Raw genomic sequence first — 14,962 nt, forward strand, 5'->3', positions numbered from 1 at the left:
GACCGGTGGTTGATCGTCGGCGCGGTCGCGGCAGTAGGGTGACGCCGTGGCACCACGACCGTTGCATGAAATCGTCGAATCGGGCTGGGCGAAGGCGCTGGAGCCCGTGGCCGGACAGATCGCCAGGATGGGCGACTTCCTGCGCGCGGAGATCTCCGCGGGACGCACCTACCTCCCGGCCGGCGCGAATGTCCTGCGCGCCTTCCAGCAGCCCTTCGACGACGTCCGCGTCCTCATCGTCGGCCAGGACCCGTACCCGACACCGGGGCACGCGGTGGGCCTGTCCTTCTCGGTGGCCCCGGAGGTACGGCCCCTGCCGGGCAGTCTGATCAACATCTACCGGGAGCTCGGCAACGACCTGGGACTGCCGCCGCCGGCCAACGGCGATCTGACGCCCTGGACGCGGCAGGGCGTCCTGCTGCTCAACAGGGCGCTCACCACCGCCCCGCGCAAGCCGGCGGCACACCGGGGGAAGGGCTGGGAGGAGGTCACCGAGCAGGCGATACGGGCGCTGGCCGCGCGCGGGCGCCCCCTGGTGTCGATCCTGTGGGGCCGCGACGCCCGCAACCTCCGCCCCCTGTTGGGCGATCTGCCGTCCATCGAGTCCGCCCACCCCTCCCCCATGTCGGCCGACCGCGGCTTCTTCGGCTCCCGCCCCTTCAGCCGCGCCAACGACCTGCTCACCCGTCAGGGCGGTACGCCCGTGGACTGGCGTCTGCCATGACGGCCACCGGGGCGCCGTCCGGGGATCGGCCGGAACCGGTGTCCGCCCCGGCGGGCGGCGGGGAGGGCCCCGTCGTCCTCGCGGTGGACTCGGGTGGGTCCGGGCTGCGGGTGGCACTCGCCGTCCGTGGCACCGTCGTCGGGGAGCCGCTCGCCTCCGGGGAGCCGGTGCGCACCGGGGCCTCGGGCATCGACGCGGGGCATCTGCTGGAGCTGGTGCTGCCCAGGGCGCGGCAGTTGCTCGCGGGCGCGGGGCGGGAGCGTCCCGAGGCGGTCGCCGTCGGGGCGGCCGGGTTCGCGACGCTCGGGGAGCGGCTGCGGGCCGAGTTGCCGTCCGCGTTCGCGCGTGAACTGGGGGCCCGGCGGACGGCGCTGGTGGCCGACGCGGTCGCGGCGTACACCGGCGCGCTGGGGGCGCGGCCCGGTGCCGTGATCGCCGCGGGTACGGGGCTGATCGCGATCGGCACCGATCTGCGGGCCTGGCGGCGGGCCGACGGGTGGGGTCATCTCCTCGGGGACTGCGGTGGCGGGGCGTGGATCGGGCGGGCGGGCCTGGAGGCGGCGCTGCGGGCCCATGACGGGCGCCGCGGCGGCTCGGAGGCACTCCTGAGGCGCCTGGAGGGCGTGTTCGGCCCACCGGACACACTGCCCGGGCAGCTCTACCCTCGGCCCGACCGTCCGGCGGTGCTGGCCTCCTTCGCGCCCGAGGTGGCCGCCTGCGCGGGCGAGGACCCGGTGGCGGCGGACATCCTGCGCGCCGCGGCCCGACACATGGCCGACGCCGCGGCCGCCGTCTGCCCGACGTCGGGCGAACCCCTGGTGGCGCTGACCGGCGGCCTGTTCAGGCTGGGCGGCCCTCTCCTCGTCCCGCTGGAGGAGGAGTTGGCACAGAGGCTGCCGCGGGCCCGGAGGGTGCCCGCGGAGGGCGATCCGCTGCACGGCGCCGTACGGATCGCGACCGATCTGGCCAGTGGCGATCTCCGATTGCCGTACGACGATCGGCTGTTGTACACAGTGGCCGAAAAGTAGTACCTGAAATACGGACCAAAGCAGCCTGTCGGACAAGCACCACTGTGGTCCGTCAAGAGTACCGCTCGGCAGATAAATGCGGTATCGATCGACCTGATCGACCCGTAACTCATCAGACAAATCCGGACGGATACCGCTCACCTGCACCCTCCCCGAACAGGGGAACCCCGGAAACAAGTAACATGCGGCGCCATGAGCTCCCCCACTGGGCCCGCGTCCGGCCTGCCAGTACGAATGCCGCGACCCCGCCAGCCCGGCCGGCACCGCCGACCGGAACCCCTGGCGGCTCCCGAGGGCGCGCCCGCGCTGCTCCTCGCGGTGCCGGGCAAGCCCAGCGCCGCCACGCGCAGCCTCGCCGAGGAGGTCGTGAGCATCGCGCGCTCCGAGCTGCCCGGCCTCGACGCCCGCATCGGTTACGTCGACGGCGGCGGCGACGAGTTCCCCACGCTGCAGTCGGTGCTCACGGGCGCCGCCGAGGAGCGCACCGCCCGCTACGAGCAGGCGCGCGCCGCCGGTCTCGACGTCAAGGAGCCGGACGGCCCCGTCGCCGTCGTCGTGCCCCTGCTGGCCGGTCCGGACAACGCGACGCTGCGCCAGGTCCGCCAGGCGGTCATGGAGAGCCGTATCGCGGCCGAGCTGACCGATGTCCTCGGCCCGCACCCGCTGCTCGCCGAGGCGCTGCACGTGCGGCTGTCGGAAGCGGGTCTGGCGCGTGCCGACCGTGCCCGGCTGTTCACCGTCGCCACCGCCGCGGACGGCATCATCCTCGCCTCCGTGGGCGGCGACGAGGCCGTGCAGGCGGCCGGTATCACCGGCATGCTGCTGGCCGCGCGGCTGGCGGTGCCGGTGATGGCCGCCGCGCTCGACCAGGAGGGCTCGATCAGCTCCGTGGCCGAGCAGCTGCGCTCCTCCGGCTCCCAGCAGCTCGCGCTCGCGCCGTACCTGATAGGGCCGGAGATCGACGCCGCCCTCATCCAGGACGCCGCGGCGGAGGCGGGGTGCTCGGCCGCCGAGGCGCTCGGCCCGTACCCGGCGATCGGCAAGCTGGCGCTCGGCAAGTACACGACGGCGCTGGGCATCGCCCCGCCGCAGCAGCAGGGCATGCCGGTCCGCTGACCCGGCCGCGCCCGGTCCGTCTCGACCCGTACGGCCGAGGGCCCGCTCCTCTCGCAGGAGCGGGCCCTCGGCCGTACGCGTGCCCGGGAGCCGCGCCCGCCCGGCGCGGGCCGCCGTCAGGCGTCCAGGACGACGCACGAGGCGGCGGGCACCTCGACGGAGCCTGCGAGGACCGGGACGCCGGTGTCCGGGTCGACCGTGAACCAGGTGACGTCCCCGGAGTGCTGGTTGGCGACGTACAGCGTGCCCGCCGCGTAGGTGAGGGCGCGGGGCCAGCGGCCGCCGCAGGGCACGGTGGTGACCAGGCGCAGGGAGGGCCCCTCGACGGCGAGCACGGACAGGACGTCCGTGCCTCGGGTCGCCGTCCACACATGGCGGCCGTCGGGCGACACCACGATGCCCGAGGGGTACGCGTCGCCGTCCGGGGCGGCCGGCAGCACCGGCACCTCCGCCAGGGGCTCCAGAGGGCCGTCGGCGGCGTCCCAGCAGCACACGGTGACGGTCGGGGCGAGTTCGTTCAGCACATGGACGTACACGCCGTCCGAGGCGGTCGGTGAGGCGCCGCCGGTGGGGGCGAGGGCGAGGTGGCGCGGACCGGAGCCCGGCCGCAGCCGGGTCTCGGAGCGCACGACGGGCACTCCGTCCTCCAGGGCGCAGACCCGCACCGTGTCGGTGCCGAGGTCGACGGAGAGGAAGCGGTCGCCGGCCGGGGTCGGCACCACCTGGTGGGCATGCGGGCGCCGCTCGCGGTCCGGGCGGGCGCCCACGCGGGGGTGGCGGAGCGTGCCGGAGGCGGTGGGGGCGAGGGTGCCGTCGGGGAGCAGCGGGACGGCGGTGACGCTGCCGGCGGCGTGGTCGGCGGTCAGGACGTGGCCGTCGAGGACGCACAGGTGGGTGGGGCCGGCGCCGACCGGGACGGGCGGGCCGGTCAGGGCGGGCTTGTCGTCCGTCACCAGGAAGGCGGCGACCGCGCCGTCCGCGTTCTCGCGGACCGCGTAGAGCGTCTCGCCGTCCGCGGAGAGGGCGAGCCAGGACGGGTCGGGGACGGCGTCGACGGCGCCTCCGACGAGCGTCAGGGCGCCGCTGTCCTCGTCCACGGCGGCGACGAGGACGCCGGGGCCTCCCTCCGTCGTGAACGAGCCGATGTACGCGCGGCGCTCCCGCTTCCCGTGTGCTGCTGCCACTGCCGTCCCCTCCCGGTGGTGTTCGGTGCGGGTGAGGGTAGCAGCAGGTCTAGACCAACAGCAGTGCGCCTGTCGGCGTCGTCCGTCGGGGCGATGGAGCGCCGCCGGTCAGGAGCCGGCCAGCCGGGAACCCGAAGTCCTCCCGAGGGGTAGTGCCAGGTCGGACAGGGTCCGCTCCAGGTTGTGCAGGTGGACCAGGGGGGCGCCGGGCTCCGGCTGGTGCGGGGCCTCCTGGCCGGTGAGGTGCTGCGGCCAGGCCGGGGCCCGCGTCTCGTGGACGGTCAGGGCCTCCACGGCGGCCTTCACCCGCCAACAGGCGGCCACGAGGGACGCCTCGTGGGAGGCGGGCGGTTCGGCGGTGGCCGACACCAGGGCGTGGACCTCGTTCACACAGTCGTCGAGGAGACGCAGGGCCTGGCGGGCGCGCGCCTTGCGGCCGTGGAACGGGTTCAGCGGATGCACCAGCGGGGCGAGGGCGACACGGGCCCGCCCGAACAGCGCCTCCAGTTCGGCGGCATGCGGGGCCGGGTCGGCCCCGGGGGCGCCCTCCAGCCGTGCGGCCGTCTCGGTCGCGGCGGCGTGCACGCAGTGCAGGGCCCGCAGGATCCAGGCGTCGTTGGTGGCGTGGGTGGTGACCGGCAGGACGAGGACGACCGCGAGCATGGCGCAGCCCGCCCCGACCCCCGTCTCGACGAGCCGGAGCGCGAGCAGTTGGGCGTCCAGGACACCCAGCAGGCCGTAGAGGAGGCTGGCCATGAGGGTGACCGCCAGCATCATCCAGGAGTACGACACGGCCGCCGTGTAGAAGATCCCGAAGACGCACAGGGCGACGAGGGCGGCCGACGCCACGGGCGCCCCGTCGAGCGGGACGGCCACGAGGAGGCCGACGGCGACGCCGATCACGGTCCCGAGCACGCGGCGGAAACCGCGGACGAGGGTCTCGCCCCGGGACGTCGTGTTGACGAAGATCCACCAGGCGGTGCCGACGGCCCAGTACCAGCGGTCCTCGGAGAAGCCCTGGCCGACGACGAGCGCGACCGCGCAGGCGGCCGCGGCCTGGAACGCCTGCCGGGTGGTGGGGCGGTCCAGGCCCGTGCGGGGCGCCTCGGCAGGGGGCGCGACCGGCGGGGCGCCGCGTTCGATGGGCCACAGGACGAAGCGCACGGCCCCGGCGACCAGCAGGGCGAGGGTCATGGCGGCGTAGAGCCCGGGCAGTTGCGCGGGGACGGCGTGCAGGAACTGCGTGACGAAGAAGCTCATGAAGGCGAAGATGCCGAGCGCCTGGCCACGTGCTCCCCAACGGCGGGCGTAGACCCCGCAGAAGACGGTGGCGACGAACGCCAGGTCGCGGGCGGCCGTGAGGTCGTGCAGCGTGGTGGCGAACGCCAGGACCGGGAATCCGGCCAGGGGCAGCAGGGCGGTGGTGATCCGCTGGGCGCGGACCGTGCCGTCGGTGACGGTGAAGAGGGCGAGGAGCGCGGCGAGGCCCCCCGTGATCGACGCGGGGAGCGGGAAGCCGCTCAGCTCGGAGACGGCCACCGCGGCGCCCACGCCGATGACGGCTCGGACGGAGTTCCGCAGCCGCAGACGCCCCGGATCAGGCGCTGTGAACATCCTCTTCATGGCCGTGTACCGCCCCCTCGCACTGGTGCGTGCCGCGTCCGCGGCGTGCTGGGTCTCAGCGGGCGGCGGGCACAGCGAAGGCGCCGCGCTCCGGGTCCGGCCTCGTCGCCGTCCGGCACTGCGCGGCGCCGAAACTACGTGGATAGGACAAGAGATAAGCACCTTTGACCCCAATGGCTCAACACGGAGGTCCGGGGCTGAGCCATTGGCCCAGGCGGCAAGGGGTGCGATGGGTCCCTGGTGGGCCATCGGATCAGGCGCAGGGCGAACGGCCTTCTCGCCCGTGCCTGTGGCGCGTCCGGCTTGCCGCGAGGCCGCGCCACGGGGAGGGGCGAAACGACCGTTGATACCGTTTCCATGATCGTCGAATGGCGCAGGGAGGTCGACGGATCATGGCCGTGGACGAACTCGACACCCGGATCCTGCGGTTGCTCCTGGAGCAGCCGCGGACGAGTGTGCGGGAGTACGCCCGGGTGCTCGGTGTCGCGCGAGGGACGTTGCAGGCGCGGCTCGACCGGCTGGAGCGGGACGGTGTGATCACCGGGACGGCGCCGTCGCTCTCCCCCGCCGCGCTCGGTCATCCGGTGCTGGCCTTCGTGCACATCGAGGTGACGCAGGGGCACCTCGACGACGTGGGGGACGCGCTGGCGGCCGTGCCGGAGATCATCGAGGCGTTCTCCATCACGGGCGGCGGCGATCTGCTGACCCGGGTCGTGGCCCGCGACAACGCGCACCTGGAGGACGTGATCCAGTCGCTGATCAGCCTGCCCGGCGTGGTGCGCACCCGTACGGAGGTCGCGCTGCGGGAGCGGGTGCCGTACCGGCTGCTGCCGCTGGTGGAGTCGGTCGGGCGGGCCGCCGGGAACTGAGCGCGGAGCGGCCGGTGGCCGTGGGCCGGCCGGCCGGCCGCTGACATCCTGGACGCATGGGCACTCTCGGCGACACGGCGGTCGTCTTCGATCTCGACGGAACGCTCGTGGACAGCGAGCCGAACTACTACGAGGCCGCGCGCGAGTTGCTGGCCGCGCACGGGGCTCCCGGCTTCACCTGGGAGGACAACGAGGCGTACGTGGGCATCAGCACCTGGGAGACGCTGGGCCTGTGGAAGGAGCGGTACGGCATCGCCGCGCCCCGCGCCGAACTCGTCGACGAGCTGGACCGCCGCTATCTGGAGCGGGCCCGTGTCTCCACCCCCGTGTTCCCGGAGATGCGGACGTTCGTGGAACTGCTGGCGGCCGAGGGGGTGCCGATGGCCGTGGCCTCCGGGTCGTCGCGGGCGGCGATCGAGGCGATCCTCGCGGGGACGGGCCTCGACGCGTATCCGCGGGTCGTGGTGTCGGCCGAGGAGGTCGCCCGCGGCAAGCCCGCGCCGGACGTCTTCCTGGAGGCGGCCCGGCGGCTGGGCGCCGCCCCGGCCGACTGTGTCGTGATCGAGGACGCGGCGCCGGGCGCGGCGGCCGCCCACGCCGCCGGGATGCGCTGCGTCGCGGTCCCGTACGTCCCCGCCCAGGCCGACGCCCCACCGTTCGCGACGGCGGGGCTGCTGGTGCGGGGTGGCCAGGCCGAGTTCACGGCGCGGGAGGCGTTCGCCTGGATCGCGTCCCGTTGAGGCGGGGGGGGCGCGTCCGGGGTGGGGGGTGGAGGATGCGTTGGCGGGTGCGGGTGGGCGGGGGCTGGTCGCGCAGTTCCCCGCGCCCCTGAAAAGCGTCCGGGGCTGCGCCCCGTGCTTTCATTTCAAGGGTGGGCCGCAGGCCCAACCCTTCAGGGGCGCGGGGAACTGCGCGAGAAACCACACACCACCCGCATCCGCCAAAACCACACGCACCCCCGAGCTATCAGGCGCCCGGCACCCGACCCTCACGTGTCGAAGTCGACCGTCAGCGTCTCCGACACCGGATACGTCTGGCACGTCAGCACGTACCCCGCCGCCACCTCCGCCGGTTCCAGCGCGTAGTTGCGCCGCATGTCCGCCTTGCCGTCGGGGACGAGCGCGCGGCAGGTGCCGCAGACCCCGCCCTTGCAGGCGAAGGGAAGGTCGGGGCGGGTGCGCTGCGCCGCGTCGAGGATCGTGCGGTCGCGGGGCAGCGGCGCGGTGGTGGTGCGACCGTCGAGCGTGATGGTGACCTCGCTGACGGGGCCCTCGGCGGCGGCCTCCTCGTGGCGGACCTCGCGGACGGGTTCGTCGTCGGCGTAGAAGAGTTCCTGGTGGACTCGGTCGGCGGGGACGCCGAGGCCGGTGAGGACCTGCTGGGCGTCGCGGACCATGCCGTGCGGGCCGCACAGCCACCAGTGGTCGGCGGTGTCGACGTCGACGAGGGAGCCGATGAGCGCCGAGAGGCGCCCGGCGTCCAGGCGGCCCGAGAGCAGCTCCGCCTCGCGCGGCTCGCGGGACAGCACGTGGGCCAGCTGGAAGCGAGCCGGGTACAGGTCCTTCAGGTCGGCGAGTTCGTCGGCGAACATCACGGTGCCGGTGCGCCGGTTGCCGTAGAAGAGGGTCACCGTGGAGCTAGGGTCGGCGGCCAGGACCGACTCGGCGATGGAGATCATCGGGGTGATGCCGGAGCCCGCCGCGATCAGCACATGGTGGCCGGGGGCGGTGAGGTCCGGGGTGAAGAAACCGGTGGGCGGCATGACCTCGACGGTGTCGCCGGGGCGTACGTCGTTCACCAGCCAGGAGGAGAACAGGCCGCCCGGTACGACCCGGACGCCGATGCGCGGTGCCGAACCCGCCGGTGAGCAGATCGAGTAGGAGCGGCGTTCGTCCCGTCCGTCGATCTCGCGCCGCAGCGTCAGCGACTGGCCGGGCGCGAACGTGAACTCCTCGGCCAGCTTGTCCGGGATCTCGAACCCGACCGCGACCGCGTCCTCGCACAACGGCCGGACCTCGGCGACGCGCAGGTTGTGGAAGACGGGTCGGCGTCGGGCACGCGGGCGTACGGCCGACGCACGGCCGACGCCGTCGCCGACGGCCGGACCGGGCACGGCGGAGGCGACCGAACCCGCGGCCTCGACGGCGGCGTCGCCCGCGGCCTGCGCCACCGGTCCCCCGCGAAGGCCCCCCGTCGGCCCTTCCGTGAAGCCCTTCATTCAGATCTCCTTGACGTGCTCGAACGGCTCGCGGCAGGTGTGGCAACGCCACAGGGATTTGCAGGAGGTGGCGGCGAAGCGGGAGGTCTCCCCCGTGTCCCTGGAGCCGCAGCGGGGGCAGGGGACCGTGCGCCGGGTGGCGGACAGCTGGAGGGGGACCGGGCCGCGGGGGGCGGGTCCCGGCGGGGCGATGCCGTGTTCGGTCAGCTTGCGGCGGCCCGACTCCGTGATCCAGTCGGTGGTCCAGGGCGGGCTGAGGACCGTGCGGATCTCCACCCGCTCGTACCCGGCCGCGCGCAGCCTCGCCGCGACGTCGGCCCGCATCTCGGCCATGGCCGGGCAGCCCGAGTAGGTGGGGGTGAGGCTCGCGACCACCGTGCCGTCGCCGGTCAGCTCCACGTCCCGCAGGACGCCGAGGTCGGCGAGGGTCAGCATCGGCAGCTCGGGGTCGGGTACCTGCCCGGCGATCTGTCGGGCCCGCCGGGCGTCGAGGAGGGTGGTCACCATGTCGCCTCCGGGTGGGCGCGGGCCACGCTCTGCAACTCGGCGAGCAGCGGCGCGAGATGCTCGGTGTGGTCGCCGGCGCGGCCGGCGCCGGGCAGCGGCCGGTACACCGGCATGGGCAGCCCTGCGGCCTCCGTGACCTGCCGCAGCACGTCGACGACCTCGTCCCGTACGTCGTACGCGGTGAACAGCTCACCGAAGTACGGGCCGACCCGCTCCAGCGCCTTCCGCATCCGCCGGTGCGACTCCTCGGTGCCGTCGCCGAGCCGTACGGACCAGTCGGCGGCGTACTGGCGGTGGTAGGTCAGCTCCTTGACGCCCTTGGCCGCGATCGCCGCGAGGACGGGGTCGGGGTGGTCCACCAGCCGTTCGAAGTGCGCGAGGCGCCAGCTGGACAGGACGAGGAGCCGGACGACGGAGAACGCGAAGTCGCCGTTGGGGAGTTCGGCGAGGCGTACGTTGCGGAAGTCGTCGGCGTCCCTGAAGTAGGCGTAGGCGTCCTCGTCGCGGCCGGTGCCGTCGACCTGACCGGCGCGGGAGTAGAGCAGTCGGGCCTGGCCGAGGAGGTCGAGACCGATGTTGGCGAGCGCGACCTCCTCCTCCAGCTCGGGCGCGCGGGTGGTCCACTCGGCGAGCCGCTGGGCCGCGACCAGGGCGTCGTCGGCCAACGCCACGCAGACGCGGGACAGTTCTTCTACGTCGACGCCCTCGGGCACGCCGGTGTCGACGCCGTGGAGGGGGTCCTCGAAACCGGTGCCGTAGGCCCAGCGGGTGTCGTCGTCGTGTCCCTCGGCGAGGGTCATGTAGACGTGGTCGTCACTCATGCCCTGCTCCTCAGATGTGCGGGACGTCGTCGGGGATGTCGTAGAACGTCGGGTGGCGGTACACCTTGTCGGCGCTGGGCTCGAAGAAGGGGTCCTTCTCGTCGCGGGTGGAGGCGGCGATGTGCTCCGAGCGCACCACCCAGAGGGAGACGCCCTCGTTGCGCCGGGTGTAGAGGTCGCGGGCGTGGGTGAGGGCCATCTGGTCGTCGGCGGCGTGCAGGGAGCCCACATGGACGTGGTTCAGGCCGCGCTTGCCGCGCACGAACACCTCGTACAGCGGCCAGTCGCCCTTGTTCCCGCGCGCCGCGCCCCTGTCGTCCGTGCCGGTCATGCCGCCGTCCCCTTCCGGGCTCGCTCGCTCCGCCGGGCCGCGTGGGCGGTGGCCGCCTCACGCACCCAGGCGCCTTCCTCGTGGGCCGTCCTGCGGCGTTCCATCCGCTGGTCGTTGCAGGGCCCGTCGCCGGTGATGACCCGCTTCAGCTCGGCCCAGTCCGGGGTGCCGAAGTCGTGATGGCCACGCTCCTCGTTCCACTTCAGGTCCGGGTCGGGAAGGGTGACACCGAGCTTCTCGGCCTGCGGGACGGTCATGTCCACGAACCGCTGGCGCAGTTCGTCGTTGGAGTGCCGCTTGATCTTCCAGGCCATGGACTGCGCCGAGTTGGGCGAGGCGTCGTCGGGCGGGCCGAACATCATCAGCGACGGCCACCACCAGCGGTCCACCGCGTCCTGCACCATCGCGCGCTGCTCGTCGGTGCCGCGCATCATCGTCAGCAGCAGCTCGTAGCCCTGCCGCTGGTGGAACGACTCCTCCTTGCAGATCCGCACCATCGCGCGCGCGTACGGGCCGTACGAACTGCGGCACAGCGGGACCTGGTTGCAGATGGCGGCGCCGTCCACGAACCAGCCGATGACGCCGACGTCGGCGAAGTTCCGCGTCGGGTAGTTGAAGATCGACGAGTACTTCTGGCGGCCCTCGATGAGTCGGCGGGTCAGGTCCGCGCGGTCGGCGCCGAGGGTCTCGGCCGCCGAGTACAGGTACAGGCCGTGGCCCGCCTCGTCCTGGACCTTCGCGAACAGGATCGCCTTGCGGCGCAGGGAGGGCGCGCGCGTGATCCACTCGCCCTCCGGCTGCATGCCGATGATCTCCGAGTGCGCGTGCTGCGCGATCTGCCGGACCAGCGTCCTGCGGTATCCCTCCGGCATCCAGTCGCGCGGCTCGATCCGCTGGCCCCGCGCGATCGTCGCGTCGAAATGCTCCTGGAGCGCGTCCTCGGACGGCGCCCCGGCGGAATCTGTCGTCGTCATCGATACCAGCTTCCCAACCGACCATTCGTTCGGTATCAGTGTGACGTGCTTCGAGCGGTCGGGCAAGACCGTTCCTGTCTACAGAGGCGGGAGTGAGTCCTGTTGCCAGGACTCATGCTCAGCAGGACGCCCCGAACGGTGTTGGGTGTCCTGGTCCCCCGCGTTCGCTCCGCGTCCGGGCGGCACACATCGTGTCCGTGGTCCGGGAACCCGGAGGCGGGGCCCCTCGGGCCCCGGGGCACCACCGGAGGCGTCAAGGACGGTGGGTGTGACCGTGGAGGTGGAGGTCGTCGGCCCGGCGCCCGGCCCCGGTGGCGCCGGGTCGTGTCCGGCCTAGAGCCCGCTCCCCCGGTGCACCACGTGGCCGCCCGTCACCGTGAGGAGGACCGGTGTTTCGGCGACCTCGTCGGCGGGGGCGTCGACGGGGTCGAGGCCCAGTGCCGTCAGGTCCGCCCGGTAGCCTTCGGCGATCCGTCCGGCGACCCCCTCCTCGCCCGCCGCGAGCGCCGCGTGGCTGGTGCAGCCCTCCAGCGCCTGGAGCCCGCTCAGCCCGGCCCGGGAGGAGGCGGCGCCGCGCGGTGCCCGGGCGGTGGCCAGGACCCCGCGGGCGTCGTGGTGGGCGATGGGCCAGTCCGAGCCGAGCGCGACGACCACGCCCGCGTCCCGCAGGTCCCGCAGCCGCCAGGCCCGGGAGGCGCGCTCCTCGCCGAGCCGCGACGACCACGCGTCGGACAGGTCGGCACGGGTGTAGTCGGTGTGCGGGGGCTGCATGGAGGCGACGACCCCGACCTCGGCGAACCGTGCCACGAGGTCGTCGGGCACCGACTCGATGTGCTCGACCCGGTGCGCGTGCCGTCCGCCGGGCCCCAGCGATTCCACCGTGGACAGGACATGGCGTACGGCGGCGTCGCCGATCGCGTGCGTGGCCGTCCGCACCCCGGAGCGGTGCAGGACCCGTACGGCGTCGCTGTACGCGTCCGGGTCGGGCCAGAAGGCGTCGGTGCCCTGGCCGTGGCAGTCGGGGTGGTCGAGCCAGGCCGTGCCGCCCTCGACGGTGCCGTCCATGAAGAACTTCACCCCGCCGACCTGCCAGTGCCGGCCGCCCCTGCCCTGGAGGGCGACCAGCTCCGCGAGGTCGTCCGCGTCGGCGCCCGGCATGCACCACGGCGCGAAGCGCAGCCGCAGCGGCAGGACGGTCTCCCGCGCCACGGCGTCCATCAGGACGGGATCGCCGAGGTCCATGACGTGGGCGCCGGTGAGGCCGGTGGCCGCCATGGCGTTCAGCAGGTCGATCAGCCGGGTGCGGCGTTCGTCGTACGTCGCGCGGGGCATGACCGTCGTGACGAGGTCCATCGCGGCGTGCTCGACGAGGTGTCCGGTCAGTCGTCCGTCGGCGTCGACGGCGATGTGGGAGCGCTGGGCGAAGGCCCTCGGCCCGGTGATGCCGGCGGCCCGCAGCGCGGCCCCGGTGACGAGGGCGGAGTGGCCGTCGTAGAGGCGGAGGAAGGCGGGTGCGCCGCCGAGGACGCCCTCGACGAGGGCACGGTCGACAGGGCGGCCCTCGAAGGCGTTGTGGTCCAGGCCCCAGCCGAGGACCCAGCCGTCGGTGCGGGGCGCGGAGTCGAGCGCGGAGCGCAGTCCGTCGAGGTCGCGAACGGCGGTGAGGTCGACGCCTGTGGCCAGGTCCAGGCCCCACACGGGGTGGCTGTGACCGTCCACCAGGCCCGGTACCAGCGTTCCGCCACCGAGGTCCACCACTTCGGTGTCCGGCCCGCGCCAGTCCCGTACGTCCGCGTCCTCGCCCACGGCGGCGATCAGCCCGTCGCGTACGGCGACGGCGGAGGCGTACGGCCGGTGCGGGTCGAGGGTGCGGATGTGGGCGCCGGTGATGACGAGGTCGGCGAGGGGCATCGGGAGGCGTCTCCTTGGGGGGTCGGACAGAGGGTGGGGGGTGGGGGTCACTCGGCGGCGTCGGCCGGTGGCTCGGCGGCGAAGCCCGCGTACACCTCGGGCCTGGCCCGGCGCAGCCACCACCCGAGGACGAGGCCGGTGACGAGGACGGCCGGGACGATCGCCGCGAGGACGGTGTTGACGGTGGTGGAGGCGCCGGTGAACTGGTCGAGGTGGGTGACGACCAGGGCGATGGCGCCGGTCAGCAGCACCGCAGCGGCGACGGGCGCGACGACCGTGCGCAGAGCGCCCTCGCCGTGGGTGCGGCGCCGGAAGTAGAGCGGTACGGCGATCGCGGCGAGCAGTTGCAGCACCATCAGGGCGAGCATGCCGGGCGTGTTCACCCACAGCAGCAGCCGCGTGTACGGGTCGGCGCCGGCCGCGGCGAAGGCGAGGACGACGGCCGCGCCGAGCACGGTCTGCGCGACGCCGGCGACGTACGGGGAGCGGTGGCGGGGGTGGACGCGGGCCAGGGCCTTGGGGAGGATCCCCTCCTCGGCGAGGGCCAGCCCGTAGCGGTTGATGGCGTTGTGGAAGGCCAGCAGCGAGGCGAGGACGCTGGTGACGATGAGGATGTGCATCAGGTCGGCCGCCCAGGAGCCGACGTGGACCGTGATGGCGGAGAAGAACAGGTCCGCGGGGTTCGAGCCGGCCGTGGCGACGACCTTCGCGTCGCCGAACGCCTGGATCACCGTCCACACGACGAACGCGTAGAACAGGCCGAGGAACGCGACGGCGAGATAGGTGGCGCGCGGCACGGTGCGGGCCGGGTCGCGGGCCTCCCGGCGATAGATCACGGTGGACTCGAAGCCGGTGAACGCGGCGAACGCGAAGGCCAGGACGGCGATCATGCCGGGGACCATGACGTTGCCGGGCGCGAAGGACGCGAGGGACAGGCCGTCGGCGCCGCCGTCGACCAGGACCGCGCCGGCGAGCAGGACCAGGATGCCGGTCTCGGCGACGAGGAGGACACCGAGGACCTTGGCGCCGAAGTCGATGGACCGGTAGCCGCCGTAGCCGATGAGCAGCAGGCCGAGGAGGGCGACGGGCAACCAGGGGATGTCGACGCCGAACAGGGAGCGGGCGGTGTCGCGGGTGGCGGTGCCGAGGAGGCCGTAGACGCCGATCTCCATGCCGTTGTAGCCGATGAGCGCGAGGAACGCGGCGCCGATGCCGGCCCGGCGGCCGAGGCCGCGGGTGATGAACGCGTAGAAGGCGCCGGCGCTGCGGACGTGGCGGCTCATGGTGGTGAAGCCGATGGCGAAGACGGCGAGCGTGAGTCCGGCGAGCAGATAGCCGACGGGGGCGCCGATGCCGCCCATCAGGATCGCGAGGGGGGCGACGCCGGCCATCACGGTGAGCGGGGCGGCGGCGGAGACGACGAAGAAGGCGATGTCGGTGGTGCCGAGGGAGCCCCGGCGCAGGGAGTACGTGGCGGGCGCCTCGGTCTCGGCCTGGTCCGCGCCGGGGGCGGAGGGGGTGACGGTCATGGGGGAAAGCCCTTCTGGCTGCTTGCGGGGACAGGGCCACCGGGTGGGCGGGTGACGAGGCCACCGGGTGGGCGGGGTCACCCGGACCGGTAAACCTAAAGGCTTTCGGTTTTGGCAATGTAACCTT

General features: G+C 73.8%; 14 protein-coding genes and 1 pseudogene. 5 read left to right on the forward strand and 10 right to left on the reverse strand.

Going from position 1 to position 14,962, the window contains the following annotated elements:
• Window positions 1-46 precede the first annotated feature (46 nt).
• The 3 genes from ACZ4Z3_RS16030 (at window position 47) to ACZ4Z3_RS16040 (ending at window position 2,868) form a co-directional block, all read left to right on the forward strand.
• Window positions 47-724, forward strand: coding sequence for a uracil-DNA glycosylase (locus tag ACZ4Z3_RS16030; protein ID WP_468501563.1), 678 nt, complete (start codon window positions 47-49; stop codon window positions 722-724).
• Entirely contained in the window at window positions 721-1,752 is a 1,032-nt protein-coding gene (locus ACZ4Z3_RS16035; RefSeq protein WP_468501564.1) for an N-acetylglucosamine kinase, read from the forward strand. The genes ACZ4Z3_RS16030 and ACZ4Z3_RS16035 overlap by 4 nt, the downstream gene beginning before the upstream one ends.
• 192 nt (window positions 1,753-1,944) lie before the next feature.
• Entirely contained in the window at window positions 1,945-2,868 is a 924-nt protein-coding gene (locus tag ACZ4Z3_RS16040; RefSeq protein ID WP_468501565.1) for a sirohydrochlorin chelatase, read from the forward strand.
• A gap of 116 nt (window positions 2,869-2,984) precedes the next feature.
• On the opposite strand, the gene ACZ4Z3_RS16045 is transcribed toward ACZ4Z3_RS16040, so the two are convergent.
• Together ACZ4Z3_RS16045 and ACZ4Z3_RS16050 are read right to left on the reverse strand one after the other, a co-directional pair.
• The gene (locus ACZ4Z3_RS16045) at window positions 2,985-4,052 is read right to left on the reverse strand and encodes a lactonase family protein (protein WP_468501566.1); all 1,068 of its coding nucleotides are present in this window, start codon (window positions 4,050-4,052) and stop codon (window positions 2,985-2,987) included.
• A gap of 108 nt (window positions 4,053-4,160) precedes the next feature.
• Window positions 4,161-5,666 carry an FUSC family protein gene (locus ACZ4Z3_RS16050; RefSeq protein WP_468501567.1) on the reverse strand — a complete coding sequence of 502 codons (1,506 nt, stop codon included), beginning with the start codon at window positions 5,664-5,666 and terminating at the stop codon, window positions 4,161-4,163.
• A gap of 401 nt (window positions 5,667-6,067) precedes the next feature.
• Between ACZ4Z3_RS16050 and ACZ4Z3_RS16055 the strand changes: the two genes are divergently transcribed.
• The gene (locus ACZ4Z3_RS16055) at window positions 6,068-6,544 is read left to right on the forward strand and encodes an Lrp/AsnC family transcriptional regulator (RefSeq protein ID WP_055523826.1); all 477 of its coding nucleotides are present in this window, start codon (window positions 6,068-6,070) and stop codon (window positions 6,542-6,544) included.
• Between the two features lie 56 nt (window positions 6,545-6,600).
• Window positions 6,601-7,284, forward strand: a complete 684-nt coding sequence (locus ACZ4Z3_RS16060; protein WP_468501568.1) for an HAD family hydrolase — start codon at window positions 6,601-6,603, stop codon at window positions 7,282-7,284.
• Between the two features lie 248 nt (window positions 7,285-7,532).
• Here the strand turns inward: ACZ4Z3_RS16060 and paaE are convergent, their stop codons facing one another.
• The 8 genes and pseudogenes from paaE to ACZ4Z3_RS16100 all read right to left on the reverse strand — a co-directional run bounded on the left by paaE (window position 7,533) and on the right by ACZ4Z3_RS16100 (window position 14,835).
• Window positions 7,533-8,762, reverse strand: a complete 1,230-nt coding sequence (gene paaE / locus ACZ4Z3_RS16065) for a 1,2-phenylacetyl-CoA epoxidase subunit PaaE (protein WP_468501569.1) — start codon at window positions 8,760-8,762, stop codon at window positions 7,533-7,535.
• Entirely contained in the window at window positions 8,763-9,269 is a 507-nt protein-coding gene (gene paaD, locus ACZ4Z3_RS16070; protein ID WP_468501570.1) for a 1,2-phenylacetyl-CoA epoxidase subunit PaaD, read from the reverse strand. It abuts the gene before it with no gap.
• Window positions 9,263-10,090 carry a 1,2-phenylacetyl-CoA epoxidase subunit PaaC gene (gene paaC, locus ACZ4Z3_RS16075; protein WP_468501571.1) on the reverse strand — a complete coding sequence of 276 codons (828 nt, stop codon included), beginning with the start codon at window positions 10,088-10,090 and terminating at the stop codon, window positions 9,263-9,265. The genes paaD and paaC overlap by 7 nt, the downstream gene beginning before the upstream one ends.
• A 10-nt stretch (window positions 10,091-10,100) precedes the next feature.
• The gene (gene paaB, locus ACZ4Z3_RS16080) at window positions 10,101-10,421 is read right to left on the reverse strand and encodes a 1,2-phenylacetyl-CoA epoxidase subunit PaaB (protein ID WP_055513771.1); all 321 of its coding nucleotides are present in this window, start codon (window positions 10,419-10,421) and stop codon (window positions 10,101-10,103) included.
• Complete coding sequence (gene paaA / locus ACZ4Z3_RS16085) at window positions 10,418-11,395, reverse strand: 1,2-phenylacetyl-CoA epoxidase subunit PaaA (protein ID WP_468501572.1); 978 nt, start codon at window positions 11,393-11,395, stop codon at window positions 10,418-10,420. Before paaA ends, paaB begins: the two co-directional genes overlap by 4 nt.
• Window positions 11,396-11,473: 78 nt before the next feature.
• A pseudogene (locus ACZ4Z3_RS16090) lies at window positions 11,474-11,632 on the reverse strand (transposase); the annotation flags it as partial.
• A gap of 96 nt (window positions 11,633-11,728) precedes the next feature.
• The gene (locus ACZ4Z3_RS16095) at window positions 11,729-13,306 is read right to left on the reverse strand and encodes an amidohydrolase (protein ID WP_468501573.1); all 1,578 of its coding nucleotides are present in this window, start codon (window positions 13,304-13,306) and stop codon (window positions 11,729-11,731) included.
• 47 nt (window positions 13,307-13,353) lie between these two features.
• Complete coding sequence (locus ACZ4Z3_RS16100; RefSeq protein ID WP_468501574.1) at window positions 13,354-14,835, reverse strand: APC family permease; 1,482 nt, start codon at window positions 14,833-14,835, stop codon at window positions 13,354-13,356.
• Window positions 14,836-14,962 lie beyond the last annotated feature (127 nt).

The sequence above is a fragment of the Streptomyces sp. NPDC030296 genome (genome assembly GCF_055572815.1).

What these genes read in the sequence shown, in the direction of transcription:
- ACZ4Z3_RS16035 (WP_468501564.1), top strand. Translation starts at nt 721, where the DNA reads ATGACGGCCACCGGGGCGCCGTCCGGGGATCGGCCGGAACCGGTGTCC.
- ACZ4Z3_RS16040 (WP_468501565.1), top strand. Translation starts at nt 1,945, where the DNA reads ATGAGCTCCCCCACTGGGCCCGCGTCCGGCCTGCCAGTACGAATGCCG.
- ACZ4Z3_RS16050 (WP_468501567.1), bottom strand. Translation starts at nt 5,666, where the DNA reads ATGTTCACAGCGCCTGATCCGGGGCGTCTGCGGCTGCGGAACTCCGTC.
- ACZ4Z3_RS16055 (WP_055523826.1), top strand. Translation starts at nt 6,068, where the DNA reads ATGGCCGTGGACGAACTCGACACCCGGATCCTGCGGTTGCTCCTGGAG.
- ACZ4Z3_RS16060 (WP_468501568.1), top strand. Translation starts at nt 6,601, where the DNA reads ATGGGCACTCTCGGCGACACGGCGGTCGTCTTCGATCTCGACGGAACG.
- paaE (WP_468501569.1), bottom strand. Translation starts at nt 8,762, where the DNA reads ATGAAGGGCTTCACGGAAGGGCCGACGGGGGGCCTTCGCGGGGGACCG.
- paaD (WP_468501570.1), bottom strand. Translation starts at nt 9,269, where the DNA reads ATGGTGACCACCCTCCTCGACGCCCGGCGGGCCCGACAGATCGCCGGG.
- paaC (WP_468501571.1), bottom strand. Translation starts at nt 10,090, where the DNA reads ATGAGTGACGACCACGTCTACATGACCCTCGCCGAGGGACACGACGAC.
- paaB (WP_055513771.1), bottom strand. Translation starts at nt 10,421, where the DNA reads ATGACCGGCACGGACGACAGGGGCGCGGCGCGCGGGAACAAGGGCGAC.
- paaA (WP_468501572.1), bottom strand. Translation starts at nt 11,395, where the DNA reads ATGACGACGACAGATTCCGCCGGGGCGCCGTCCGAGGACGCGCTCCAG.
- ACZ4Z3_RS16095 (WP_468501573.1), bottom strand. Translation starts at nt 13,306, where the DNA reads ATGCCCCTCGCCGACCTCGTCATCACCGGCGCCCACATCCGCACCCTC.
- ACZ4Z3_RS16100 (WP_468501574.1), bottom strand. Translation starts at nt 14,835, where the DNA reads ATGACCGTCACCCCCTCCGCCCCCGGCGCGGACCAGGCCGAGACCGAG.